This window comes from Luteimonas kalidii, from assembly GCF_029887935.1.
GTDB classification, from domain to species: domain Bacteria; phylum Pseudomonadota; class Gammaproteobacteria; order Xanthomonadales; family Xanthomonadaceae; genus Luteimonas; species Luteimonas kalidii.
On the sequence record NZ_JARXRO010000014.1, the window covers coordinates 653,906 to 676,269 of the forward strand.

Genomic DNA, 22,364 nt, shown 5'->3' on the forward strand with positions numbered 1-22,364 from the left:
CCAGTCCGGGGCCGCCGGGCGACTCAGTCCGCGCCGCCCGGATGCGGCCGATACAGCGTGTCGGGCGCCGCTTCCGGCGGCGCCGCCATCGCCATCACCCAGGGCTCGTCGCACGCCAGGGAATGGAGCCGGACCGGGCGCCCCTGCCACCGGCCTCCCGGCAGGGGCAGCGTGGCATCCGGAGGGGCCTCGAACACGTCCATTTCCAGTTCCAGCCCGATCCCTGCCGCCTTGAGCAGCGCCTCCTTGCGCACCCACAGTTCCAGCAACGCGTGTCCCCGCAGCGCGGGCGGGAGTGCGGCCAGGGCCTGGCGCTCGCGCGGATGCGCGACGCGTTCCTCGAGCTCGGCCATGTCCAGCGCCCTCACGGCCGGCTCCAGGTCGATGCCGACCGGTCCGATCGCGCTCACCGCGATCGCCACCCGGTCGCCGGCATGGCTCAGGCTCGTGTACAGACGGTCGTCCGGGAGCCGCGGGCAGCCTTTGCCATCACGGAACAGACCGACCGCGTCCGGCGTGCAGTCCAGCGCCTGCGCCAGCACCAGGCGATGCAGCGCGTAGGCAAGTCGCAGGGCATCGCGTTGCGCGGGGAGCCGCTGGCGGCCGGCGCGCGCCGCGGCTTCCGGGCCGATCAATGCATCGGCCCCGTCGAGGTGCTGCCGCCAGGGAGCGAGGTCGAACACGGCGACCGCCACGCCCGACGCGACCGCCGCGCGCGTGGCATCCGCATCGGGGAGCGCGCGCGCAAACGCCTGCGCGAACCCGTGCCGCGCCGGCGCGTCCGGCTCCACTGCGTCAGGCGATCCCATGGCGCAGCATCCTCGCAGCCCGCACCCGCACGCGCAATCGAACGGCGCCATCGCGAGCGCGGCCGATGCCGTCCGACGGGCGCGAGCCACGCACCGCGCGACCGTGCGAGCAGGTGGACGTGTGGGCGGATGGCGTGCGTGCATGCGCCCGATGTTGCAAACGATCGCGACGTTCGCCGCCGTCGCGCTGGGAAGGTGCTGCCTTCGCGGCGTCGGGATGCGCCTCCATCAACAATTACCCCAGGCGCCGGCCCGCTCTGGCGCCGGCCCGCGCTCGTCACGGACGCTAGCGCTCGGCTTCGAACCGGCGTCCCACCCATTCCTGCCAGGCGCGCCAGAGCACGGTCACCGCGGGCGCCACGCGGACCTGGTTGCGATGCGCGGCGGCCGGTCGCGCCACCGGCGCCACCGTGTTCGACGCATCCAGGCCAGCCATGGCATCCGCCGACCCGTCCGCCACCGGCATCGCCCGGGCGGCCCCTGCGCCGCGCATCCGGGCGCCGGACCCGGCCAACGTGCCCGGCTGCAAGGGTGCGGCGCCATTGCGACGCAGGCGCTGGCCACCGCCTGCACTTGCGCTTTCCAGCGCACCGATGTCGATCCGGGCCCCCGGGACGCGCGCCACCTGGGCGCCGATCGCGAGCTTCGTACGCAGTGGCGGGTCGAACTGCGGCAGCGACAGCGGCGAGGGGAACGGGAATGCGGGCGGAGACGGCGGCTGCGGATTGCCCGACGACACCAGCGCACTGGTCGCGACAGGCCGCAACTGCCGCTGGGAGACGCTGGCGAACCCGGGATCGGCGCCGCGCAGGGTGCCGCTCCACTCCGCAGGCACCAGCGACGCGGACGTCTGCACCCAGTTGTTCGACCCGGCGACCTTGCGCCCGCTGCTCCAGGGCTCCCGGCTGGCCGGGCCGCATACCGGCGTCTCGACCTCCGAGGCCGCGTGCACGCGCAGGACGTCCGGCGCCGCGTTCGAACCGGTCTGGAACAGCACGTTGTTGTGCATCTCGAGCGACTCGAGCCCCAGTTGCACGAGCAGCGCATTCGCCGCGCCGGCGCGGTCGATCACGATGGTGTTGTTCACCATCCGCAGCCGCCCCTGGCTGCGGCCGTTGAGGTCGCCGCCGGCACGGATCGCATTGCGCCAGCTGGAGGTGTGGACGATGACATTGCCGACCAGGTCAACGTCCTCGCGTCGCAGGTCCGCGCTCCAGCCGGGCTGCTGGGTTTCGCAGTCCGGGCCGATCAGTTCGAGCTCCTGGTAGGCCGAGCCTTCGAACCAGTTGTAGTAGACCAGCGCGCGCTCGTGGCGGTTCTTGAGCAGGTTGCCGCCATTGCCGCTGTGCACGTAGTTGTAGCGCATCAGGAATACCGAACCCGGGTACGCCACCTCGTCCGACTGCATGTAGATCGGATGCCGCTGGCTGCCCGAACCCGAGTCGCGGATCTCGCTGTACTCGAGCGTGAACGAACCGGAATTGTTGTCGGCGCCGAGGATGCCGTGCGACGGGCAGTCGCGGACGATGGCGTCGCGCACGGTGACGTCGTGCGCCTCGCTGAAGATGCAGGACGACGAGCCGCCGCGCACGTCGAAGCCCTCGAACACCACGTGGTTGGACTGCTGGAACTTGATCGTGTGGCTGCCGCCGCTCAGCACCGGCCGGGTCGCGCCCACCGCACGATTCCAGCGGAACGTGACCGGATTGCCGGCCGCGCCGCGATCGTTGCTGCCGACCACGATGTTGCCGCTGTAGGTGGCGCCCCCATCGACCAGCACGACGTCGCCCGGCGCGAGGTCGACGGCATTGACCATCGTCGAGAGCTGGCTGTACTGGCGACCGGAGGGGCCGACGGTATAGGTCGCCGAAAACGCGGTGAGGGGCGCGATCAGGCAGGCGCCAGCCATCAGGACGCGGCAGAACGGATGCGGCAGGGTACGGGGCATGCGGACACTCCGGCTGGACTGGGACCCTGCGGGGCGCCTTGCGCCCGCCGCCAGGGCCGGCGTCCATTTGGATCGATGCCCGGCGCCGGTTCCAGTCCGGGCGATGAACGCCCACGGATCTGCGAGCGTACGTCGGGTTCGCACCATGGACCTCATCGCGTTCGCGGCGTGACCGGCGCATCGCCCGGTCGCGCCCGCGCGCCGGATCGGCGGCTGCGTACCCTTCCGCACAGCAAAAAGGCCGATGGACTGCGTCCATCGGCCTTTCGTTTTTTCCGCGTGGCGCGCCCGGAAGGATTCGAACCTCCGACCCCCAAGTTCGTAGCCTGGTGCTCTATCCAGCTGAGCTACGGGCGCGTTGCAGAAGCGGAATTGTGCCCAACTCCCTGCATCCCAGTCAATGCGGATGCGATGTCACGCGGGGTTGGAACTGGCGGAGACTGAGGGATTCGAACCCTCGATGGAGCTTTTGACCCCATACTCCCTTAGCAGGGGAGCCCCTTCGGCCACTCGGGCAAGTCTCCGGGAAACATCGCGCCGCGCGGTGGGCACCACGCGACAGGCCGCGAAGGATACCGGAGACGCGACCGGCGCGGCAAATCAGCCGCTGCCGGTTTCCGGCTCGCGCGCCGGCTCGACCTCGTCACCGCGACGGATGCGCTGGTAGATCTCCTCGCGGTGCACGGCCACGTCCTTGGGCGCGGTAATGCCGATGCGCACCTGGTTTCCCTTGACGCCGAGAACGGTCACGGTGACCGAATCGCCGATCATCAGGGTTTCGCCGACGCGGCGGGTCAGAATCAACATCTTGGGAATCTCCGTAGGCCAAGGGGCCTGCTGTTGAAACGTGGCGGTCTCGCCCGGGCCGGCCGCGCTACCGTTTCAAACTGAACAAACGTGAAGAATGTCCGGGACGGGCCGCCCGGTCAACCGACGATGGTCATGGGGCCACCACCAGGCGTCAGGCGGGACTCAGCTTCGCCGCCGTCCAGGACGGCACCTCCGCCAGCACCTGCTGCAGCCCGGGGCCATCCTCGCCCCCGCCCTGCGCCATGTCAGGGCGTCCGCCACCCTTGCCCCCGATACGACCGGCGACGAACGCGACCAGTTCCCCTGCCCCGATCCGCCCGGCAGCGGCGCCCGAAACCCCGGCCACCAGCGCGGCACGGCCGCCGCTGGCACCGGCGAGCACGATCACCGCGTCACCGAGCTGTTGCCTGAGGCGATCCATCGCGTCGCGCAGCGCCTTGGCGTCCAGTCCTTCCACCCGCGCTGCCAGCACTTTCACGCCGGAGACCTCGACGGCCATGCCGGCCAGGTCCGCCGTGGCGCCGCTGGCGGCCTTGGCCTTGTAGGCCTCGACCTCCCGCTCGAGCCGCTTCTGCCGCTCGAGCAACCCGCGCAGTCTATCAGCCAGCTCCTCGGTCGTGCCGCCCACCAGCCCCGCGGCTTCGCGCAGCCGTCGTTCCTCGGCGGCGACGTGGTCCAGCGCGGCCTGCCCGGTGAGCGCCTCGATGCGGCGCACGCCGGCCGACACACCACCCTCCGACACCAGCTTGAACAGTCCGATCTCGCCGGTGCCGCCGACGTGGGTGCCGCCGCACAGTTCCACCGAGTCGCCCATCGCGACCACGCGCACGCGCTCGCCGTACTTCTCGCCGAACAGGGCGATGGCGCCGGCGTCCATCGCCTCCTGCATGCCCATCTCACGGATCGACACCGGATGGTTGGCGCGCACCTCGTGGTTCACCCGCCGCTCGATCTCGCCCAGCTCGCCCTCGGTGACGGGCTGGAAGTGGGAGAAATCGAAGCGCAGGCGATCGGGCGCGACCAGCGAACCCTTCTGCGCCACGTGGGTGCCCAGCAGCCCGCGCAGCGCGCCATGCAGCAGGTGGGTCGCGCTGTGGTTGAGCACGATGCTCGACCGGCGTCCGCCGTCGACCGCGCCCGAAAGCGTGTCGCCGACCTTCAGGATGCCCGCCTCCAGGCGGCCGACATGGCCATGAAACTGGCCCGCCAGCTTCTGCGTGTCGCTCACGGCGAATCGCGTGTCGAGCCCGTCGAGCTCGCCGCTGTCGCCGACCTGGCCGCCGGACTCGCCGTAGAACGGGGTACGGTCGAGGATCACGATCGCCTCGTCGCCGGCTTCGATCGCCTGGACCGGGCGACCGTCGCGCAGCAGCGCCAGTACCGCCAGGCCGTCGGCCTGACACGCGTCATAGCCGACGAAGCGCGTGGGTTGCAGCCGGGCCACGAGGTCGGCCGGGAGCTGCACGCCGCCACCGAACTTGCCCGCCGCGCGCGCGGTCTCGCGCTGTTTCTCCATCGCCGCCTCGAACCCGGCGACGTCGACCTGCAGGCCGCGCTCGCGCGCGATGTCCTGGGTGAGGTCGAGGGGGAAGCCGTACGTGTCGTACAGGCGGAACGCATCGGCCCCGGGGATGGACTTGCCACCGGTGCGCGCGGCGACGTCGTCGAAGATCTTCATGCCGGCGTCGAGCGTTTCCGCGAAGCGCTCCTCCTCCGCCAGCAGCGCGCGCTCCACCAGTTCGCGCCGCGCCGGCAGTTCGGGATAGGCCTCGCCCATCAGCCCGCAGAGCGTGCCGACCAGGCGATGGAAGAACGGCTCGCGCGTGCCCAGCATCCAGCCGTGGCGCAGCGCGCGGCGGATGATCCGGCGCAGCACGTAGCCGCGACCCTCGTTGGACGGCAGCACGCCGTCGACGATCAGGAAGCTGCAGGCGCGGATGTGGTCGGCGATCACGCGCAGCGACTTGTTCTGCAGGTCCGCCGTGCCCGTGAGCTCCGAGGCCTCGCGGATCAGCGCATCGAACAGGTCGATCTCGTAGTTGCTGTGGACATGCTGCAGTACCGCGGCAAGGCGCTCCAGGCCCATGCCGGTGTCGACGCATGGCGCGGGCAGCGGGACCAGCGTGCCGTCGGGCTGCTTGTCGAACTGCATGAACACCAGGTTCCAGATCTCGATATAGCGGTCGCCATCCTCGTCCGGCGATCCCGGCGGGCCACCGGAATGCTCCGGGCCGTGATCGTAGAAGATCTCGGTGCAGGGGCCGCAGGGCCCGGTGTCGGCCATCTGCCAGAAGTTGTCGGACGCATACGGCGCGCCCTTGTTGTCGCCGATGCGCACGATGCGCTCGGCGGGGATGCCGACCATCTCGTGCCACAGCGCATAGGCCTCGTCGTCGGTGTGGTAGACCGTGACCAGCAGGCGATCCTTCGGCAGGCCCCAGACACCGGTCAGCAGTTCCCAGGCCCAGGCGATGGCGTCCTTCTTGAAGTAGTCGCCGAACGACCAGTTGCCCAGCATCTCGAAGAAGGTGTGGTGACGCGCGGTGTAGCCGACCGAATCGAGGTCGTTGTGCTTGCCGCCCGCGCGCAGGCAGCGCTGCACATCGGCCGCACGCGGATTGGCGCGCTTCTCCGCGCCCAGGAACACGTCCTTGAACTGCACCATGCCGGAATTGGTGAACAGCAGGGTCGGATCGTTCGCGGGCACGAGCGGTGCCGAGGGCACGATCTCGTGGCCCTTGCCGCGGAAGAAGTTGAGGAAATCGCTGCGGATCCGCGCAGTCGTGAATGGAGATGGCGTGGTCATGGGCTGTCTGCTGGCGGGCGGGCGGCCTGATTCCCCCGCGATGCCCCGTGACGGGCCCCAAAGGCTAGAGCAGGCAACCCAGCAAAGCCGCCAGATTAGCAAACCGCCCGCGGCCGGTGTCCGGGTTCAGCCGACGACGTCGTCCGGATCGAAGCGGGTGGCGGCGCGGATGCTGTCGCCGTCGAAACCCCGGCGCGCCAGAAGGTCGGCGGCCTTGCGCCGCTGGGCCAGGTCCACAGGCCCCGATTCGCCGAAACGGCGCCGCACCAGATCGCGGGCCGCCTCGGTCCAGTCGCCCTCGAACGTCGCCATCGCCTCCTCGACCGCCTCGCCACCGAGTCCGTGGGTCCCCAGTTCCGCGCGGATGTGCCGCGGACCGTAGCCGCTGCTGGCGCGGCTGCGCACCAGCGATTCGGCGAAACGCGTGTCGTCCTGCCAGCCGGCGTCGGCGAGCCGCTCCACCGCCGCACGCGCGTCCTCGGCATCGACCCCGCGCGCGGACAGCTTGCGGGTGAGTTCCTTGCGTGAGTGTTCGCGTCGCACCAGCAGGCCGAGCGCACGCTGGGTGGGCGTGGGGACGGGACGCTGCCACCGCGGGCGGTCCGTATCGCTCACGCCGGGATCGTCAGCCCATGCCCGCCGATCGGGCGGGTCTCGGTATGCTGGCCGAAGCCCGCGATCAGCGGCTTGGCGCGCGTGATCGCATCACGCACTCCCGGGAGCGCGAGCGAGGCGCGATGGCTCCCGGCGCTGTCCCAGACCTCGGTCACCCAGATCACGTCCGGGTCTTCCGGGTCCTCGGCCACCACATAGCTGTGGCAGCCGGGCATGGTGTCGACGTTCTCCAGCAGGATCGCGAGCAGCGCCTCGCGCTGGCCGGCCTGCGCCTTGAGACTTCCGATCAGACCGTACATGGGCCCTCCTTCGGGGTTGCGTGCCATCGCCGGGCAGGTGGCCAGCAGCGCGCCCGGGACGGATACGATCACCTGGCGCCGGGTCGTCATCACCGCGGCGCCGCTGCTGACCGGTCCGGGATGCCTGCCGCATCCGGACGGAAACGACCCTCCCCGCTACCGGGAAGGGTCGCATGGAATGGCCGTCCCTGGCCGCGAAGATCTTCCACAGGATCAGTCGGCAGCGGCCGCTTCATCGTCGCCATCGCGCTTGGCCTCGGCGGGCTTGAACGTCTCACGCAGCTGCGCTTCCAGACGCACCGCCACCTCGGGATTCTCCTTGAGATAGTTGCGCGCGTTCTCCTTGCCCTGGCCGATGCGCTCACTGCCGTAGCTGTACCAGGCACCCGCCTTCTCGACCAGCTTGGCGTCCACGCCCATGTCGATCAGCTCGCCCTCGCGGCTGATGCCCTCGCCGTACAGGATCTCGGTGATGATCTGCTTGAACGGCGGCGCCATCTTGTTCTTGACCACCTTGATCTTGGTCTGGTTGCCGATGATCTCGTCGCCCTTCTTGATCGCACCGATGCGGCGGATGTCCAGCCGCACCGAGGCATAGAACTTCAGCGCATTGCCGCCGGTGGTGGTTTCCGGGCTCTGGCCGGGCATCATGATGCCGATCTTCATGCGCAGCTGGTTGATGAAGATCACCATGCAGTTGCTGCGCTTGATGTTGCCGGTGAGCTTGCGCAGCGCCTGGCTCATCAGCCGAGCCTGCAGGCCCGGGAGCTGGTCGCCCATCTCGCCCTCGATCTCGGCCTTGGGCGTGAGCGCGGCAACCGAATCGATCACGACCATGTCGACCGCATTGGAACGCACCAGCATGTCCGCGATCTCGAGCGCCTGTTCGCCGGTGTCGGGCTGGGACACCAGCAGGTCGTCGATGTTCACGCCCAGCTTCTGCGCGTAGTTCGGATCAAGCGCATGCTCGGCATCGATGAACGCGGCGGTACCGCCGGCCTTCTGGCACTCGGCGATGGTCTGCAGGGTGAGCGTGGTCTTGCCCGAGGATTCGGGGCCGTAGATCTCGACCACCCGCCCCTTGGGCAGGCCGCCGATGCCCAGCGCGATGTCCAGCATCAGCGAGCCGGTGCCGATCACCTCGGCCGGTTCGACGCTGCCATCGCCCATGCGCATCACCGAGCCCTTGCCGAACTGCTTCTCGATCTGGCCCAGGGCGGCGGAAAGGGCGCGCTTCTTGTTCTCGTCCATCGTGGTGGTCCTTGTCATGGTGATGTCGGGTTGGATGCATCCTTGCAGGCGCCCATCGCATGGATTGCGACACCGACGCCGGAATCGAAGTTAGGGCGCCGGAAGGCCCCTGGATGCCGGCCGATGCCCCGGGCGGGGGTCGGAAAACTCCCCGCCATCAACGGTTCGGCCTCACCAGCCCGCAGTACAGGCCTTCGATCGCGAAGTCCTGGTCGGGCAGGACCTCGATCGGGGCGTGGTCCGGGTTGCGCGGCAGCAGGCGGATGCGGTCCTTGCCCACCTTGAGCAGCTTGACGGTGATCGCATCGTCCACGCGCGCGACCACGATCTGGCCGCTGCGCGCCTCCGGCGTACGGTGCACGCCGATCAGGTCGCCCTCGAAGATGCCTTCGTCGATCATCGAATCGCCCTTGACCTTGAGCAGGTAATCGGGCGCAGGCGAAAACAGCACGCGGTCGAGCACGATGTAATCGTCCGACCCGATGTCGGCGCCGATCGGCAGGCCCGCCGCCACCTGGCCCAGCACCGGCAGCCGCAGCGCCTCGTTGCCGGGGGGCAGGTCCAGCGCCTGCTGCGGAGGCGCCACCGGGCGCAGCACGCGGATGCCGCGCGCCCGACCCGGCACGCGTCCGATCGCGCCGGCCGCCTCCAGCGCCTCGAGGTGGTACTGCGCGGCGCGCACGCCGCTGAAGCCGAACGCCCGGGCGATCTCGCTCTGCGACGGCGGCACGCCTTCGGCCTCGATACGCTCCGCGATCAAGGCCAGGATCGCCTGCTGGGTGTCGGTGAGGGGGGCGCTACGCATGGTTAGTAGTATTACTACTAAGCCGGGGTGGGGTCAACCGCTGGAGCCGCTATCGCTTTCCACCCCGCCAGATGGAGAACAGCACCCAGAGCCCTGCGACCGCGGCACCGACGAAGCCGACCGTCCCCAGCAGCCGCAGTGCCCGGCTGGTCACGCCGCCGGCGCTGTTGAGCACGATCGACGAGCCCACGATCAGCGCCGCCGTCACCACGCCCATCGTCAGTCGGCTGACCGCGCGGTCGAGCTGGTCGCCGAACGCCTCGAGCGCCTCGACCTCGATCTGCACCCGCATCCGTCCCCGACGCGCCGTGCGCAGCCGTCGACGCACATGGCTTCCCACATCACACGGCGCTCCCGGGGCCGGCCGCGCTCATGCCAGCGCGCCGTCCAGACCGAGCAATGCGGCTGCCACGGTCTGACGACGGACGGCTTCACGGTCACCGTCGAAATGGAACAGGTCCGCGCGCGCGTACCCGCCACGGCGCTTCCAGGCGATCCACACCGTGCCGACCGGTTTGTCGACGCTGCCGCCCCCCGGTCCGGCGATGCCGGTCACCGCCACGGCGACGCTGGCGCCCGAGTGCACCAGGGCACCCGACACCATTTCGATCGCCGTCTCGCGGCTCACCGCGCCGTGCACTTCCAGCGTCTGCGGGTGCACGCCCAGCATCGCCTGCTTGGCCTCGTAGCTGTACACCGCCATGCCGCAGTCGAACCAGTCGGACGAGCCGGCGATATCGGTCACCACCTTCGCGATCCAGCCGCCGGTGCAGCTTTCGGCGGTCACCAGCATGTGATGGCCGGCGCGCAGCCGCGCCCCGGCCTCGAGGGCGATGGCGTGGAGGGCCTGGTCGTCGGGGATCTGCGTGGACATGGGGGCGCTTGGCGCGGGAGACGCCACATTCTGAACCCAAACCGGCGCCAATCCGACATCCGGGCCCACCTGTGCCGACGTGCCCGGCGGCATGCCGGCGGGCAGTCGCCGGAACGACGCACCAGGCAAAGACCCGCGCGCCAGGGACGCGCGGGCCACGGCCGGGGATGGCTCAGTAGCGGACGCGGAAGGTGACGCCGTACATCCGCGGCGCACCCAGGAACGCGTTGAAGGTGTTGAGCGGGTTGCCCGGATCCGGGAACAGCCCCTGCAGCGGGGCGTCGAACCCCACCTGCACGTACTCGGTGTCGGTGATGTTCGTACCCCACAATTCCACCGTCCAGCGGTTGTCGCTGGCGCCGATGCCGACGCGGGCGTTGACCACCGTGTACGACGACTGTTCCTTCTCCACGTCCAGGTCGGAACCGGTGTTGTAGTCGCCCATGTACTTGGCGCCGATGTTGAAGCGGCCGACCATGGCGTTGCTGAAGTCCCACTCGTAGGTCACGGCCATCGAGCCCGACCACTCGGGTGCGAACGGCATGGTCGCGCCCGGCAGCTTGTACAGCGCGCCCGAGGTGCTGAGGGGCGTGCGTTCGACGAAGTCCGCCCCCGGGATGTCGTCGCCGAACGTGGTGTCGGCGTACATCAGCCCACCCTGCAGCATCAGCCCGGTGACCGCCTGCGGCTGCCACAGGATCTCGGCATCCAGGCCCGAGGACGTGACCTCGGGAATCGAGCGCACCACGAAACTGGTGCCGAGGAAGCTGTTGAGCTGGAAGTCCTCGTATTCCTGGTGGAACAGCGTGGCGTTGAGCAGCAGCGAGCCGTCGGCCCAGGTGGTCTTGGCGCCGAGCTCGTAGCTGTCGACGAACTCGCCGGGGAACGAGGTGTCCGCCACGGGGGTGATGCCGGCGCTGCTGGCCGAGTCGCCGTCGGCGGACTGCACCCGGTCCAGGTTGAAGCCGCCGCCCTTGTAGCCGCGTGCGGCCGAGGCGTAGGTCATCACGTGCTCGTTCCAGCGGTAGGCTGCCTTCAGCGTGCCGGACCACTCCTTCTCCTCGCTCTCCTGGTAGGTGCTGCGCCCGTTGTGCAGCGCGTTGGCCCACGGCAGGCACATGTAGCCGGCGATCTGCGGGCCGGCCGAGGCCATGATCGCGTCCTGCACCGGGCCGGGCAGGCCCGCGAACGCCGTGCTGCGCGAGGCCAGCGCGGCGCGCAGGCGCGCGTAGCGGGCCGGGTTGAGCGGATTCTGGTCGGTCAGCGCGCCGGTGCAGGCCAGGCTGCCGTTGGGATTGCTGTAGTCGGACGTCAGCTCCTTGTCCTCCCGGGTGTAGCGCAGGCCCACGGTGACATCGAGCGCATCGGTCGCGCGCCAGGTGTTGTTGGTGAACAGGGCGATGCTCTTGGCGTTCTGCTCGTAGCGGTCGAGCGCTCCGAGGCCGGTGAAGCCGGTGCCGTAGGGCGTACCGCCGACCTGCGAGAGGAAGGCCGCGGGCGGAATGCCCAGCGGGTTGTCCAGCGGCACCCCGGCCGCGGCCAGGCTCTGCCCGACCAGGGTGTACACCAGCGTGGACACGTACGGCTCGTAGGCCGGACCGACCCGATAGCTTTCGTTGCGGCGGAGATCCTCGTCGGAATAGAACATGCCGACCATCCAGTCGAGCCGGTCGGTCGCGCCGGTCAGGCGGAATTCCTGGCTGAAGGTCTCGAAGCCGGTGAACGACTCGTCCTCGTTGGCATTGCGGTACAGCAGGTCGGCGGTGCTGAAGTCGTAGTCGAGGCCATTGATCGCCTGCCACTCGCGCGAGGCGGTGATCGAGGTCAGCGTGGCCCCACCGAAGCCGCCGAGGTCCCAGTTGATCTCGGCCGACACGCCCTTGTCCTTGATGTCCTGGGTGGTGTCGCGGTTGCTGTATGCGACACGGTCGAACGGATCGTCACCGGGTGCCGCCACCGCCTGGCCGCCGGCCAGCGCGTTGAGGATCGGGGCGGTGCCACCCACGGTGGTCTGGACCGCCGTGCAGCAGTTCTCTTCGCGGCTGGTGTAGTCGGCCGAGAGCAGGACGTCGAGCGCTTCGGACGGCTCGAACAGCAGCTTGCCGCGCACGGTGTGGAAATTCTGGTCGTAGTCCTCGTCCTCGGTGCGCGGGCCGTTGCCGGTCTCCACGTCCATCCATCCGTCGCGCTTGCGCTTGGCGGCGTAGACGCTGAAGGCGGCGGTGTCGCTGAAGGCGTCGTTGTATGCGCCCGACACGCCCATCGCGCCGAAGTTGCCCACCGACACTTCCGCCTCGGCGCTCTGGGTATAGCTCGGGCGACGGGTCACGACGTTGATCACGCCGGCAGAGGTGTTCTTGCCGAACACGGTTCCCTGCGGGCCCTTGAGCACCTCGATACGCTCGAGCTGGCCCAGGTCACCGAAACCGACGCTGTTGCGCGGCCGGTACACCCCGTCGATCACCACGCCCACGGACGATTCCAGGCCGACGTTGTCGCCGACGGTGCCGATGCCGCGGATGCGCGCGGTGGTGATCGCCTCGTTCTGGGTACTGGTGACGGTCAGGCCCGGCACCAGGATCTGCATGTCCTTGATGTCGCGCACGCTGCTGTCCTGCAGCAGCTGTTCGTCGAGCGCGGTCACCGAGATGGGCACGTCCTGCAGCGCTTCCTCGCGCTTCTGCGCGGTGACGGTCAGGGTGGCCAGGGTGCGGGTCTCTTCCCCCGTGTCCGGCGTGTCCTGCGCGGTCGCGGGGACGGCCGTGGAGGCGATCGCCGACACCAGGGCGATGGCGAGGATGCTGTGCTGCGGATGGCGTGAAGCCATGTGGATGTCCCCCAGAAGGTTGATGGCGATGCGGTGGCGCCGGTCATGCGGTGAAACGCGACCGCGCGGCCGGTCAGTGGGCGCGGGCTCCGGACGCGTCGGCCCGCGTGGGGGACTGGCCGCCGTCCGATGAGGCTGGAGCGAACGAAAACCTAACACACTTCACGGCGATGGGAAGTGCCACGTGCACCGGCGTATGGGGTGCCGGCGGCCGACCCGGCACGCGCGGTCGTCGGCCGGCAAGGCCGCAAGCCAATGCGAGCGTGGCGCGGCCCGGCCGGTGCGCATCGACCCGGGCGGACCCGCGCGCCCGGCCCCGACCGCCGCCGGGCGGCAACACGCCTGCACGGCGCAGCCGCGCCTCGTGCGATGGCCGGTCGAACGCCGCCCACGACGCCGGGCCCGCCGCAGCCCGGGTACTGGCGCGCGGGCGCGGGCGGATACAATTCCGGGCCGGCGCGCCGTCGCGCGCGTCCCCGCCGCAGGTCGAATGAAGCTGGACAGGTCGCCCGAACACACCCCGCTGATGAAGCAGTAATCGCGTGTGCTGGCTGAAACTACATCTATCTATTTGTTTCTGCTTGGATTCATTGTCGACGCAAAGGCTTGTCGAACGATTTGGCTACCCGCTGTCTACGTTTGGCTACCGAATTTGTCGCTGATTTGGACGATTTTTCAGGTTTTCGGAGAGCGCCGGTCCGTCCTTCGCAAGCCGTCGTTGCAACCGTCCTAATCTCTCTTCCATACGGCGGATTTCTGCTCGCAACTTCATGGCCTGCTCGCGTCGCTTCAGAAGATCCAGCGTCGAGATGTCTGCCTTGTCCCCGCGAAACCGAACCTTTCTCGACGACATCCATGAGTCGAGGTCCGACAGCTCATAGAACTGGTGGGCATTCGTCTGCTTCGACCGGTCATGGACGATCGATGGCGGCCCGAACCCTTCTTCCTGAAGCTTGGTCAGGCTCGTCCAGTGCATGCCCAGATACCAAGCAGCCGCCTTGCGGGTGACATAGGGCCGCACTCCGCTACGGGCGTCGGCAATCTCCTGCCGAAACCGCACTTCCATGATCGGATCCTTGGCGCGCTTCATCAGCTGCTCCCGGGCAGGTCGATTGCGCGACCCTCTATCTAAAAGATAGAGTCTGCCGCATAGGGAGAGGGTTCGCCATTCTTCGGGCTTCCGCATTGCCGATGCCCTCTGTTGACGAAGCTGACCGCCCGAGCCCTCTTCGCTGCCCGCCTGGTTCAGGCGAGGGAGCTGCGCGGCCTCAGCCAGCGCGCATTGGGGGATCTCATGGGTCTTGGCAAGGACAAGGGCTCTTCCCGCATCAACCGCTACGAGCATCAAGTCACTGCAGTCGGATTCGACAACTTGCAGAAGTTAGCCGAGATCCTGGAAGTGCCTGTTGCTTATCTGCTCGCGGAGACGCCGGCAATGGCGAATGCGATCTTGGCTCTTTCGCGCATGCCGGAAGACAAACGCCCTGAAGTCGTCAAACGACTTCTAACTGCGCAGCCTGCGAAATCGGGGTAAACCCAGGCAGTGCAGTGGGAGACAGGCCTCGCACAACCCCCTCCCCAGCCGTCCCGGTAGACTGAGCCGGGGGACTAGAACCGGGGGCATCGTGGAGTTTGTCGGAAGGCCGCTTGCGGGCGGCATGTTGCATAACGCGCATCTTGCGGCGATTGAAGACTGCGTTGAAGTCAAGGCCGCCATCGCCTATGCCCAACAGGGCGTCGACAAGATCCTGCTGTTCGATGACTGTCTGCGAAAAGGAAAGAAGTTGACCTTCTACGGCCGCGTCGACGGGACCTGTCCTATTGATCTGCGCGTCCTCAACTGGTTCCTGAGGCGAAATTCCCCGAACGCCATCTGCAAGCTGGTCCCGCACTGGCTGCATGCCAAAGTCATCTGGTGGGTTGGGCAAGGCGCCTACATCGGCTCAGCCAACCTCACCGACCGCGCCTGGTTCAAGAACTACGAGGCCGGCATCTACCTTACACACGAGGAACTCGAACAGTTCGGCCTCATTTTGGAGCTCGAAGACTTCTTCGACGGACTGGAGCAGAACTCATTCCCACTCGATGACGAGGAATACGAGCGACAGGTCAAGATCGATAAGCGCCGCGCCGAGCTGCTAAAGAAGCTCAAAGACATACAGCAAGAATACGAAGATGGGCACTGGAAGCTAAAGGACCGCACTACGCCCATCACGGTCGCCGCCACCCGTAAAACCAAGGACAAGCGGTTGGTTGCGTTCAAACAAGAATGGGGTCAAACGCTACAGTTGATCCGAAGTGTTGGCGCCCGGGTCTCTCTGGACGAGAACCGGCCTGACTGGATCGCCTCGGACGTTCCGCAAGGGGTCCAAGGCGACCAGTTCCTGCATGCGTATTACTACCAGAGGGTGCGCCCCAACTCGGAGAAGAACGCCTACCTCCGCGAGTTCAACAAGCACCGGAACAACCCGGAGGCCGCGTTGAGCGCCGCTCTGGCCTGGTGGAAAGGCGGCGCATATGAACACGAACACGAGGAAGGCACGATCTACCAGTCTGCACCGTTGTTGCGAGCTCTATTCGGCAAGGGCCGGATCACGACCCTCGACGAACAGGAATGGGTGAGCGCACTCACCAACATCTACGCCTTCGGCGATCACGCATCTAAGGTCAGCAACGGTTACCTGGGACTCGGCACCGATCCCGGTGGCGCTGCCAAAGGCGTCGCTCTGGCACACATGCTCTGGACTACAAAGACCATCAACGGCATGTCGGCCCCAGAAATGTTCGATTTCGTCATCTGGGGCAAGGGTAACGTCGCCGAGCGTATCTGGACCGCCAGCCACGAACGCGAATTCAAACTCCATCACATCGGGACGAACATCCTGGGGGAGGTGGTCGGCTGGGCCAGGCCGACCGAGTATCCGCCCCGCAACTCGCGCACGAGCAAGGCTCTATGCGCACTCGGCAATGATGTGGAGGTGGTTGTGTAACAGTTTGCAGCATGCCAACTGATCCTCCGCGCAGCCGCCCGAGATGCGGCAGAAGGATGGCGCGGATAGTTGTCTAACCTTGCTGCCCGCGCTCTCGCCGGAAGGCTTCAACAGCTTCTTCTACGGCTTCATCCGGGTTCCGGGGAATGATGTTGACCGGAATGACGACTTCGCAATCAATCGGCTCTCGTCCTTCTAGGCATAGCTCCACAACGGCATTGCCGATAACTCGATGGAAGACCGTCGCGAATTCTCTGACATCATCCTCCACCGGATGATGTTCATCGTTCTGCAGCAGGCTACTGTTGTCTAGTTGTGTGTGTATGCGTCCGTGCCGGAAGTCCAGAACAAACGCGAACATCATCGTCATTCGATCGTTGAACAGCAGTATTCGAACAGCCCCTTCGTGCACTGCATCTACGTGCATCGTCAGAGCACGCAAGCCATCCATGGGATGATCGGGCCAGAGCGCCAGCCCAACGCGTAAGCCTTCCAGCCCCAATGTGGACGCATCGGGCGTCGCGCCATCCTCAAGCGTCGCAAGCGCCACTGGGTCGAGCAATGAACTCCATGACTCAAGTCGGTTGCGCGTGTCGGAAAGGGATCTTGCGGTGGGCACTCTCAGCTCCTCGGATATGTAGCGCCACGCAAGCTCGCGCATCAGCACTAGGTCGGCAGAAATACGCCTCCGGTCGGCAACGACGTCGGGATCAACGATGCCGCCGCCGAACGAAGCGTGTGCCACGGCATTGCGCCCACTGTCGTAAAGGTGCCGCCCAACATCAGCGCCGCCCGCCCGCAGTTGTGCGACGCGGGCAGCAGCGTCTCCCGCCATCTTGTCGATGTTATTGTTGAACCACGCTTCTCGCTGGCGGCCATTGCTGTATTGCGATTCAATGACTTTGAAGTAGCTCAGGAATGAATAGCTATCGTGGACGCGCCTGAGCCTCTCACCTTCTCGCCAGAAGGCTAGCGCGATACGAATATTTTCATCCTCAATGATCGGCATGTGGTTGCAATTAAACGACTTGGCGCCAGCCTGTCCGACCGTTGAGAATGCATGCCGCATTTGTGCGCCAAAGCCAAACGGATGGCTCCCGCTGATTACATCGACCACATCAACGTATCCGCCCAAGAACCACCCGAGCACGGATGTGAAGCGATAAACGCGCGCCAAAGACTGTTCCAGTTCCTCTCGATCTCCTGGAACAGTGATGGCAGGAGCAGTCGGCTGGGGACCGTTTTCAGTGCCACGCAGGATGAAGTCGTCGCCGGCGTATTGAACCCAGACATCCTTCTGCGGCCACGGGACCGATGATGCGACCGCGGCCGAGACCCAGCCCACGCGACTGCGAAGCTTCCGGACGGCGGCCTCGCCAAACACGTGGGGGACATATGGTGTCTTCATGCAAATTCTTCCGGGAATGGACTTCGCAAGGCTATTGCAGTTTGTGCCCGGCGAAACGCCGGGCTCCCGAGCGTCGAAACTGTGATGACGCCCGTCCACAAGGGCATGACTCTCAGCTGCTGCGACGGAAGCTTGACACTTTGCGGTTGGCCAGGCCGAGACTAAGCTCAGCGGATGCACGCCGCCAATAATCCAGCAATGCGACAGTGTTGGGCCGCGATTCTGGGCGGCTGCGACAAGCTCTCTCGCGAGCACGTCGTCAGCCAATCGGTCTTCGCCTCGTGGTGCGACTGTCCGACCCACGTCGAAGGCATGCATCGAACGCCCAGCGGGCACCTCCCGCAAAGTGCGCTCACGGCCAAGATCCTGTGCAAGAAGCACAACTCTGCTCTCAGCGTCCTGGACGCCGAAGCGGGACAGCTCGCCGAACACCTGCTTCATGCCGCCGCTGGCAATCAGATCGGCCGCCCGGAGATCGACGGCGCACTCATTGAGCGCTGGGTATTCAAGACGTTGATCAACGGCTTGGCGGCAGGATGGAGTGATCGCCGTAAGTGGCTGCCTCACGAACACATCGTCCGCTTCATCTTCGGCCTCGGCCAGGTGCCGCATGGCTGCGGGCTGTATTCCGTCGATGGAAGCAGCGAAGACCTCCCCAATCCGCAGGATGCGTCGGTAACACCTTTGTGGGCCGGCTCGAATCCGATGACCAAGAAGCTGCTAGGCGGGCAGATTCGCATCAACGGCCTACGCTTGTTTGCCGCATTCCATGACCAGGTAGTTCTTCACCTCGTAGGCCGCCCCGAGAGCCCGCCGAGAGTTTTCGAGAACGAGGAGCTACGTTTCGTCTACCGCCCCGCCTTCATCTCAATCGGCGCGCCTGGGAGTAGCGAGAATGGGCTGATCCTTCGCTGGCAGTGAGTTACGTAATCCATAACTCGGCAAACCTATACCATGGGCCTCCAGATTGGGCCCATTTTTTCTCGTGCGCTAGGAGCCTGCCCCATGTCGGATCGGGGTTGTGCGTGGATAGCCCTGACACCAGGGCACCTGAAAGGGTATGAGAATGTCCGCGTTCAGATGCCGACCACCCTGCGTCGATCAGTTAGCCTCCCGCACATCCGCACCATCCCACCCAGAACCCTACGAGCATGATCAGCAAAGCCCGACAGATCTGCGAAAGCTACCTGCGCGAAGAGATTCGAAGTAACGATGAGAAAGGAATACTTCCTAGCAAAAATAGGATCGCGGAACGCCTGCTTGCTCGTGGGGACGAGCTAGTCGATGTTTATGAGGTGGTCCACACCAAGCTCGCCAGGGACGACATTGCTTGGAAGATCCTTCTTGGTCGCCTTCTAACGACGGCTGCGTTCTGGTCGTTGGAGAAGATTGCCCAAGCTCGTGCCGAAGAGAAAGCCCTGATGGAACTGAATCAGAGCATTGCCAAACATGCTCACGCGCTATCGGATCTCCTGGTCGACCGAGATGACCTCCACAATCGCTCGTCCTTTAGTAGCGGCACTCACTACGACATTTGCGAGGTCATATCAGAGGCCAGTGCAGGCAACTCGCGCTTTAGTAGCTACCTCAAAGAGCCGCTGGATCACCTGAGCAGCCGGTTCGACATGAAGTATTGGCCTTCCCTTTCAAGTTGTATTCGCGTAATCGGCAACGATGCACAGAACGCCAAGACCGCCGCCGACGACCCATTGACCGCGGCGGCAACACGAAGCACTCGTCCCTCCAAAGCAGACTTCGTCCGCGCGCTACGCGAGTCAATTGACGAGATACGTGGCGACTGGCTCGGTGGCATCCCCAAGGCATTCACCCTGTCCAATGACTCGATGGCGACTCTTGTCAACGTATTGCTAGACCTGCCTCCAGATGAGCTGGTGGATGGGACCTATGTAAAGAATCTTGGGCGCGACAAGAAGCCAAGGATCTCCGCATCCACGCGCTGACCAGTTTTCGACCCCACCTTCGCACGCGGAGGATCGCCATTAGCTCCTCAGGCGGGTAGACAGAACGCTGACCAGCGCAGACCGAGGGTGATAGCGAGTGAAAGCGGTTGGAAGCATGTGATTTGTGGCTACCCCATGGCTACCTTTTTGGCCTGAAACAAAGCAGTCGACCTACAATCAGGCCTGTCGCGCCTTCGCTCGCACGCGGATTTCTTTGTTGCATCAACCACTTGCATGACCGCGGGCGCTTGAACTCGCCCCGAGAAATCGCACGCTGTTGATGCGGAGCCCGGATGTCGGTTGATCTCGGCCGACGAATCAGTATTTTTCTCTTTCAATAGCAATACGTTATGACATCCGGAAAGCAGGTCGAGCATACCCCTCTCATGAAGCAGTTCTTCGCCGCCAAGGCGGAGCATCCGGATGTCCTGCTGTTCTTCCGCATGGGCGACTTCTACGAACTGTTCTACGACGACGCGCGCAAGGCCGCGCGCCTGCTCGACATCACCCTGACCCAGCGCGGCAGCTCGGGCGGGCAGCCGATCCCGATGGCGGGCGTGCCGCACCATGCGTCCGAGGGCTATCTCGCGCGGCTGGTCGCGCTGGGCGAGTCGGTGGCAATCTGCGAGCAGATCGGCGACCCGGCCGCGAGCAAGGGGCTGGTGGAACGCAAGGTGGTGCGCATCGTCACCCCCGGCACGGTGACCGACGAGGCCCTGCTGCAGGAACGCCGCGACACGTTGCTGCTCGCCGTCGCCCGCGGCCGCACCGGCTACGGCCTGGCCTGGGCGGATCTCGCCGGCGGCCGGTTCCTGGTCAACGACGTCGCCGGCGACGCGCAACTGGAAGCCGAACTGGCGCGCCTGGATCCGGCCGAAGTGCTGCTGCCCGACGAGGAAGGCTGGCCCGATTTCCTGCACGAGCGCACGGGCCTGCGCCGGCGCGCGCCCTGGCTGTTCGACGCCGAATCCGGCCGTCGCCAGCTGCTGCAGTTCTTCGGCCTGCACGACCTGACCGGCTTCGGCATCGAGGACCGTCCGCTCGCGATCGCCGCGGCCGGCGCCCTGCTCGGCTACGTCGAGGAGACCCAGAAGCAGCGGCTGCCGCACCTGACCTCGATCGCGGTGGAGAGCGGCGACGGCGCGATCGCGATGAACGCCGCCACCCGACGCCACCTCGAGCTCGACACGCGCGTCGACGGCGACACCCGCCACACCCTGCTCGGCGTGCTCGACACCACGGTCTCGCCGATGGGCGGGCGCCTGCTGCGCCGCTGGCTGCACCGCCCGCTGCGCGAGCGCGATACGGTGCGCCTGCGCCACGCCGCGGTGGCGACCCTGATCGACGCACGCGCGGACGAGCCCCTGCGCGAACGCTTCCGCGCGCTGGGCGACCTGGAGCGCATCCTCTCGCGCATCGCGTTGCGCTCTGCGCGCCCGCGCGACCTGTCCACCCTGCGCGACGGCCTGGCGATGCTGCCCGCGGTGCGCGAACTGCTGGCGCCGCTGGATTCGCCGCGCCTGCGCGACCTGTCCGATGCGCTGGGCGAGCACGCCGCCGAAGCCCACCTGCTCGCCACCGCGCTGGTGGAACAGCCTCCGGTACTGGCACGCGACGGCGGCGTGTTCGCCGAGGGCCACGACGCCGAGCTGGACGAGCTGCGCCGGCTCAGCGAGAACGCCGATGGGTTCCTGGTCGAGCTCGAAGCGCGCGAAAAGGCCGCCACCGGCATCGCCACGCTCAAGGTCGGCTACAACCGCGTCCACGGCTATTTCATCGAGATCAGCAAGGCGCAGTCGTCGAAGGCGCCGACGCACTACACCCGGCGCCAGACCCTGACCGGCGCCGAGCGCTACATCACCGAGGAACTGAAGACCTTCGAGGACAAGGTGCTGTCGGCACGCGAACGCGCGCTCGCGCGGGAGCGCCTGCTGTACGAACAGCTGCTCGACGCGCTCGCCGCGCGGCTCGAACCGCTGCGCCGGTGCGCCGCCGCGCTCAGCGAACTGGACGTGCTGGCCGCGTTCGCGCAGCGCGCGCAGGCACTGGACTGGTCGCGCCCGGCGCTGTCGGATACGCCCGGCATCCGCATCGAGCGCGGTCGCCACCCGGTAGTGGAGGCGGTGCGCGACGAGCCGTTCGAGCCCAACGACCTGGTGCTGGGCGAGGACCGGCGCATGCTGGTCATCACCGGCCCGAACATGGGCGGCAAGAGCACCTACATGCGCCAGAACGCGCTGATCGTGCTGCTGGCGCACATCGGCAGCTTCGTGCCCGCGTCGCTCGCCGAGATCGGCCCGATCGACCGCATCCTGACCCGCATCGGCGCCGGCGACGATCTGGCGAAGGGCCAGTCCACCTTCATGGTCGAGATGGCCGAGACCAGCTACATCCTGCATCACGCCAGCGACCAGTCGCTGGTGCTGATGGACGAGATCGGGCGTGGCACCTCGACCTACGACGGCCTCGCCCTGGCCGAAGCCTGCGCACGCCAGCTGGCCGCCGCCAACCGCAGCTACACCCTGTTCGCGACCCACTATTTCGAGCTCACCGCACTGGCCGAACCCGGCAGCGGCATCGCCAACGTGCACCTGGACGCGGTGGAGCACCACGATGCGCACGGGCACGACACGCTCGTCTTCATGCACGCGGTGAAGGACGGACCGGCCAACCGCAGCTTCGGCCTGCAGGTGGCCGCGCTGGCGGGCCTGCCGAAAGCGGTGATCCGCGACGCCCGCACGCGCCTGGCCGAACTCGAACGGCGCTCGCACGACGCCCCTGCGACGGCGCCGATGTCGGCCGAGCGCATCGACCAGCCGCAGCAGTTCGGGCTGTTCGCGCCCGCCTCGGCTGCACTCGAAGCGCTGGCCTCGATCGAACCGGACGAGCTCACGCCGAAGCAGGCGCTGGAGGCGCTGTACCGGCTCAAGGCGCTGTCGTGAGTCGCGTCGGCCGGCGCGC

At 66.8% G+C, this 22,364-nt stretch carries 17 protein-coding genes, 2 tRNA genes and 1 pseudogene; 5 read left to right on the forward strand and 15 right to left on the reverse strand.

Going from position 1 to position 22,364, the window contains the following annotated elements; translation table 11 throughout:
* Window positions 1-23: 23 nt before the first annotated feature.
* From QFW81_RS08330 to QFW81_RS08395, 14 genes and pseudogenes are all read right to left on the reverse strand, one after another.
* Entirely contained in the window at window positions 24-809 is a 786-nt protein-coding gene (locus QFW81_RS08330; protein WP_280578240.1) for a 4'-phosphopantetheinyl transferase family protein, read from the reverse strand.
* A 286-nt stretch (window positions 810-1,095) separates the two neighbouring features.
* Entirely contained in the window at window positions 1,096-2,757 is a 1,662-nt protein-coding gene (locus tag QFW81_RS08335; RefSeq protein ID WP_280578241.1) for a right-handed parallel beta-helix repeat-containing protein, read from the reverse strand.
* Between the two features lie 280 nt (window positions 2,758-3,037).
* Window positions 3,038-3,114: transfer RNA gene (locus QFW81_RS08340), tRNA-Arg, on the reverse strand.
* A gap of 74 nt (window positions 3,115-3,188) precedes the next feature.
* Window positions 3,189-3,281 (reverse strand) — tRNA-Ser (locus tag QFW81_RS08345).
* 76 nt (window positions 3,282-3,357) lie between these two features.
* Window positions 3,358-3,564, reverse strand: coding sequence for a carbon storage regulator CsrA (gene csrA / locus QFW81_RS08350; RefSeq protein WP_149104278.1), 207 nt, complete (start codon window positions 3,562-3,564; stop codon window positions 3,358-3,360).
* 154 nt (window positions 3,565-3,718) lie between these two features.
* Window positions 3,719-6,373 carry an alanine--tRNA ligase gene (gene alaS, locus QFW81_RS08355; RefSeq protein WP_280578244.1) on the reverse strand — a complete coding sequence of 885 codons (2,655 nt, stop codon included), beginning with the start codon at window positions 6,371-6,373 and terminating at the stop codon, window positions 3,719-3,721.
* A gap of 126 nt (window positions 6,374-6,499) precedes the next feature.
* Window positions 6,500-6,988: a recombination regulator RecX gene (gene recX, locus QFW81_RS08360; RefSeq protein ID WP_280578245.1), complete on the reverse strand. Its 489-nt coding sequence runs from the start codon at window positions 6,986-6,988 to the stop codon at window positions 6,500-6,502.
* Window positions 6,985-7,377 (reverse strand): putative quinol monooxygenase, encoded by a 393-nt coding sequence (locus tag QFW81_RS08365; RefSeq protein ID WP_280578247.1) that lies wholly within the window; start codon window positions 7,375-7,377, stop codon window positions 6,985-6,987. Before QFW81_RS08365 ends, recX begins: the two co-directional genes overlap by 4 nt.
* 123 nt (window positions 7,378-7,500) lie before the next feature.
* Entirely contained in the window at window positions 7,501-8,538 is a 1,038-nt protein-coding gene (gene recA / locus QFW81_RS08370) for a recombinase RecA (protein ID WP_280578363.1), read from the reverse strand.
* A gap of 157 nt (window positions 8,539-8,695) precedes the next feature.
* Entirely contained in the window at window positions 8,696-9,343 is a 648-nt protein-coding gene (lexA, locus tag QFW81_RS08375) for a transcriptional repressor LexA (RefSeq protein ID WP_280578248.1), read from the reverse strand.
* Between the two features lie 49 nt (window positions 9,344-9,392).
* Window positions 9,393-9,659 (reverse strand): annotated as a pseudogene (locus tag QFW81_RS08380) (ubiquinone biosynthesis protein UbiB); the annotation flags it as partial.
* Window positions 9,660-9,713: 54 nt separating this feature from the next.
* Window positions 9,714-10,217, reverse strand: a complete 504-nt coding sequence (locus QFW81_RS08385) for a CinA family protein (RefSeq protein WP_280578251.1) — start codon at window positions 10,215-10,217, stop codon at window positions 9,714-9,716.
* Window positions 10,218-10,389: 172 nt separating this feature from the next.
* A complete protein-coding gene (locus QFW81_RS08390) occupies window positions 10,390-13,044 on the reverse strand; it encodes a TonB-dependent receptor (protein ID WP_280578252.1) in 2,655 nt (884 codons plus the stop codon).
* Between the two features lie 643 nt (window positions 13,045-13,687).
* The gene (locus tag QFW81_RS08395; protein ID WP_280578253.1) at window positions 13,688-14,134 is read right to left on the reverse strand and encodes a hypothetical protein; all 447 of its coding nucleotides are present in this window, start codon (window positions 14,132-14,134) and stop codon (window positions 13,688-13,690) included.
* A gap of 111 nt (window positions 14,135-14,245) precedes the next feature.
* On the opposite strand from QFW81_RS08395, the gene QFW81_RS08400 reads away from it, so the two are divergent.
* Window positions 14,246-14,578 carry a helix-turn-helix domain-containing protein gene (locus tag QFW81_RS08400; RefSeq protein ID WP_280578254.1) on the forward strand — a complete coding sequence of 111 codons (333 nt, stop codon included), beginning with the start codon at window positions 14,246-14,248 and terminating at the stop codon, window positions 14,576-14,578.
* Window positions 14,579-14,669: 91 nt separating this feature from the next.
* A complete protein-coding gene (locus QFW81_RS08405; protein WP_280578255.1) occupies window positions 14,670-16,034 on the forward strand; it encodes a phospholipase D-like domain-containing protein in 1,365 nt (454 codons plus the stop codon).
* A gap of 73 nt (window positions 16,035-16,107) precedes the next feature.
* Here the strand turns inward: QFW81_RS08405 and mauJ are convergent, their stop codons facing one another.
* Complete coding sequence (mauJ, locus tag QFW81_RS08410; protein ID WP_280578256.1) at window positions 16,108-17,442, reverse strand: methylamine utilization protein MauJ; 1,335 nt, start codon at window positions 17,440-17,442, stop codon at window positions 16,108-16,110.
* Window positions 17,443-17,616: 174 nt separating this feature from the next.
* On the opposite strand from mauJ, the gene QFW81_RS08415 reads away from it, so the two are divergent.
* The 3 genes from QFW81_RS08415 to mutS all read left to right on the forward strand — a co-directional run bounded on the left by QFW81_RS08415 (window position 17,617) and on the right by mutS (window position 22,345).
* Window positions 17,617-18,363, forward strand: coding sequence for a hypothetical protein (locus QFW81_RS08415; RefSeq protein ID WP_280578257.1), 747 nt, complete (start codon window positions 17,617-17,619; stop codon window positions 18,361-18,363).
* Window positions 18,364-18,593: 230 nt separating this feature from the next.
* A complete protein-coding gene (locus QFW81_RS08420) occupies window positions 18,594-19,403 on the forward strand; it encodes a hypothetical protein (RefSeq protein WP_280578258.1) in 810 nt (269 codons plus the stop codon).
* A 350-nt stretch (window positions 19,404-19,753) separates the two neighbouring features.
* Window positions 19,754-22,345 carry a DNA mismatch repair protein MutS gene (gene mutS, locus QFW81_RS08425; RefSeq protein ID WP_280578259.1) on the forward strand — a complete coding sequence of 864 codons (2,592 nt, stop codon included), beginning with the start codon at window positions 19,754-19,756 and terminating at the stop codon, window positions 22,343-22,345.
* The last annotated feature ends 19 nt before the right edge of the window (window positions 22,346-22,364 follow it).

Excerpts from the sequence above, each read along its gene's own strand:
- QFW81_RS08330 (WP_280578240.1), bottom strand. The coding sequence starts at position 809 with ATGGGATCGCCTGACGCAGTGGAGCCGGACGCGCCGGCGCGGCACGGG.
- QFW81_RS08335 (WP_280578241.1), bottom strand. The coding sequence starts at position 2,757 with ATGCCCCGTACCCTGCCGCATCCGTTCTGCCGCGTCCTGATGGCTGGC.
- csrA (WP_149104278.1), bottom strand. The coding sequence starts at position 3,564 with ATGTTGATTCTGACCCGCCGCGTCGGCGAAACCCTGATGATCGGCGAT.
- alaS (WP_280578244.1), bottom strand. The coding sequence starts at position 6,373 with ATGACCACGCCATCTCCATTCACGACTGCGCGGATCCGCAGCGATTTC.
- QFW81_RS08365 (WP_280578247.1), bottom strand. The coding sequence starts at position 7,377 with ATGACGACCCGGCGCCAGGTGATCGTATCCGTCCCGGGCGCGCTGCTG.
- recA (WP_280578363.1), bottom strand. The coding sequence starts at position 8,538 with ATGGACGAGAACAAGAAGCGCGCCCTTTCCGCCGCCCTGGGCCAGATC.
- lexA (WP_280578248.1), bottom strand. The coding sequence starts at position 9,343 with ATGCGTAGCGCCCCCCTCACCGACACCCAGCAGGCGATCCTGGCCTTG.
- QFW81_RS08385 (WP_280578251.1), bottom strand. The coding sequence starts at position 10,217 with ATGTCCACGCAGATCCCCGACGACCAGGCCCTCCACGCCATCGCCCTC.
- QFW81_RS08390 (WP_280578252.1), bottom strand. The coding sequence starts at position 13,044 with ATGGCTTCACGCCATCCGCAGCACAGCATCCTCGCCATCGCCCTGGTG.
- QFW81_RS08395 (WP_280578253.1), bottom strand. The coding sequence starts at position 14,134 with ATGAAGCGCGCCAAGGATCCGATCATGGAAGTGCGGTTTCGGCAGGAG.
- mauJ (WP_280578256.1), bottom strand. The coding sequence starts at position 17,442 with ATGAAGACACCATATGTCCCCCACGTGTTTGGCGAGGCCGCCGTCCGG.
- QFW81_RS08415 (WP_280578257.1), top strand. The coding sequence starts at position 17,617 with ATGCACGCCGCCAATAATCCAGCAATGCGACAGTGTTGGGCCGCGATT.
- QFW81_RS08420 (WP_280578258.1), top strand. The coding sequence starts at position 18,594 with ATGATCAGCAAAGCCCGACAGATCTGCGAAAGCTACCTGCGCGAAGAG.
- mutS (WP_280578259.1), top strand. The coding sequence starts at position 19,754 with ATGACATCCGGAAAGCAGGTCGAGCATACCCCTCTCATGAAGCAGTTC.